Below are 2,090 nucleotides of genomic sequence, written 5' to 3'. Positions count from 1 at the left end.
CCATTGACATGATCAAAGTTAACCACACCTACAGTTTTGACACCAGTGTTGTCGCTGACAGTCAAAGTTCCGGTTTGTAGATTAGCATTGATGCTGGCATTGTTTCCCCATGAGGTGGCATTGATCAGGTGATTACTGACACTGCTATTGGCAATAATCGTTTCAATACTGATCAGTTGGTCTTGACCAAACATCTCTTTGTTGATGCGGTCAATAGCCGTGAGGATGAGTCGGCGATTGACTTGAGTGTAGTTGGCGATATCTTTGCCATCACCGCCATTTAAGGTGTCGTTGCCACTACTACCAAACAGAGTGTCATCGTGTCCCCCACCGTCGAGGCTATCGTGGCCTTGCTCTCCATTCAGAGTGTCGTTGCCAGATCCCCCATCTAGGTTGTCGTTGTTCCCGTTGCCATAAAGTACGTCGTTACCATTACCGCCATCGAGGGTGTCATGACCATATCCACCAATGAGGATATCATCACCACCATAGCCAAGTAATTGGTTATCTTGATAGTCACCTGTGAGAGTATCAGCTTGATTTGTGCCTTTGACATCATCAAAGTTGCCGACAGTCCAAGATTGAGAACCATTGATGTCTTGAATCGTGACAGTTTTAGTTTCCAAGTTGGCATCGATGGATGTAATGTTGCTTAACCAGGAAACATCAATGGTGTTATTGGCTGTACTCGCATCAGCCAAAATCCTTTCTATACCAATGAGTTGATCACTGCCAAGACTACCTTTTCTGACTGTGCTAGTCCCTCGGAAAGTGATACTTTCACCAAGTTGGCTGTAATCGGCAGTATCATTGCCTGTACCACCATCTAAGGTATCGTTGTTACTACTACCTCGGAGTGTGTCATCTCCACCATTGCCAGATAGTTGGTTACTTTGAGTATCGCCAGTCATCCTGTCATCACCATTTGTACCATTGACATGATCAAAGTTGATGACGTTCAGACTCTGGACACCAGTGTTGTCGGTGACAGTCAAAGATTGGGTTTGTAGATTCACATGGATGCTGGCATTGTTTCCCCATGAGGTGGCATCAATCAGGTGATGATTGATATTGCTATTGGCAATAATTGTTTCAATGCTAATCAGTTGGTCTTGACCAAAGGTATCTTTGTCGATGCGGTCAATAGCTGTGAGAATGAGTCGGCGATTCACTGGAGTGTAGTCGGCAGTATCTAGGCCATCACCACCATTTAAGGTGTCGTTGCCACTACTACCACACAGGGTGTCAAAGTTCCCCCCAGCGTCGAGGCTATCGTTACCGTCATCGCCATTCAGGGTGTCGTTACCATATCCCCCTTCTAGGGTGTCGTCTTCACTACCACCTCTGAGTAGGTCGTTACCATCTCCACCAAGGAGGCGATCGCTTTGCGCTCCTCCATACAACTGATCGTTGCCGAAACCACCATCTAATGTATCGCTGCCTGTGTCCCCATAGAGGCTGTCATCTCCTGCGTCGCCATAGAGGCTGTCGTTGCTAGAGCCACCTATGAGTACGTCGTTACCACTACCGCCATCGAGGGTGTCATTACCAAATCCACCATTGAGGATGTCATCACCACCATAGCCAAATAATTGGTTATCTTGATAGTCACCTGTGAGAGAGTCAGCTTGATTTGTGCCTTTGACATCATCAAAGTTGACTACAGTCCAAGATTGAGAACCATTGCTGTCTGTAATCGTGACAGTTTCAGCTTCTAGGTTGGCATTAATGGAGAGAATATTGCTCAAAGCGGAAACATCAATGGTGTTATTGACTGTACTCGCATTAGCCACAATCCTTTCTATGCCAATCAGTTGATCAGTGCCAAAACTACCTTTGTTAACTGCACTACTAGGTTGGAAAGTAATACTTTCACCGAATTGGCGGTAATCAGCAGTATCATTCCCCGTACCACCATCTAGAGTATCGTCGCCACTACTAGCTGCGAGTGTGTCATCACCACCATTACCAGATAGTTGGTTATTTTGAGCGTCGCCAGTGATGGTATCACTAAGATTTGTGCCATTGACATGATCAAAGTTAACCACACCTACAGTTTTGACACCAGTGTTGTCGCTGACAGTCAAAGT

Annotated in this window: 1 protein-coding gene; it reads right to left on the bottom strand. The window is 45.9% G+C overall.

Translation table 11 applies throughout. From position 1 onward, the window contains the following. Positions 1 to 2,090, bottom strand: a 2,090-nt coding sequence (locus AACS98_RS21385) for a calcium-binding protein (RefSeq protein ID WP_157087546.1), incomplete at both ends; no start/stop codon positions are given.

This window comes from Anabaena sp. CA = ATCC 33047 (assembly GCF_963870205.1).
Classification (GTDB): Bacteria; Cyanobacteriota; Cyanobacteriia; order Cyanobacteriales; family Nostocaceae; genus Trichormus.
This window is presented reverse-complemented; position numbering and strand designations above follow the sequence as displayed.